The sequence below is a fragment of the Xanthobacter autotrophicus genome, from assembly GCF_030015065.1.
Taxonomy (GTDB): domain Bacteria; phylum Pseudomonadota; class Alphaproteobacteria; order Rhizobiales; family Xanthobacteraceae; genus Xanthobacter; species Xanthobacter autotrophicus_D.
In genome coordinates, this window is record NZ_JAIVFN010000342.1 from 1 (window position 1) to 490 (window position 490).

Here is a 490-nt window from a genome sequence, read left to right on the forward strand (position 1 = left end):
GGTCTGGATCGCAAGGTCACCCAGAAGGCCGAAGCCGAAGCGTTGGACGGCTTTCCGGTCATGACCGAGTTAAAGCCAATCCCGACCCTGATCCCCGCAGTGGCCGCAGAGCCCGAGCCCTCGGAGCCGATCGAGCCTGGGGAGCCGCAGGAAGCCGCTGTGCACCACCGAACCATCCGGACCTGACCACCATGCCAGGAGCATCACCGTGCGCCCCCTCGCCCTCGCTCTGACCCTCGCCTCGATCGGCTTGCCGGCTTCCGCGGAGGCCGCCTCCCGCACAGAAAAGGTCTACGCGGCCAATGGCCGGCGGGTAGCGGTGATCAAGTCCACGAACTTCGGGCGCTCCGTCTACGGGCCGAATGGCCGGCGCATCGCCGTGATCAAGTGTCGATGATAGAAAAGGCCGAGAAGGGCCACGCGCTTCACCGGATGGAGCAAGCTAGGCGATTTACGCACGTCTGGATTGCATTTATGCACGAAACTCAAT

At 63.9% G+C, this 490-nt stretch carries 2 protein-coding genes; both read left to right on the top strand.

The features are described from left to right. The coding region (locus tag K9U40_RS23430; protein WP_282892464.1) for a hypothetical protein at window positions 1-186 on the top strand (186 nt) is incomplete at its 5' end. Window positions 187-208: 22 nt separating this feature from the next. Continuing rightward, window positions 209-397 (top strand): hypothetical protein, encoded by a 189-nt coding sequence (locus K9U40_RS23435; RefSeq protein WP_282892465.1) that lies wholly within the window; start codon window positions 209-211, stop codon window positions 395-397. Window positions 398-490 lie beyond the last annotated feature (93 nt).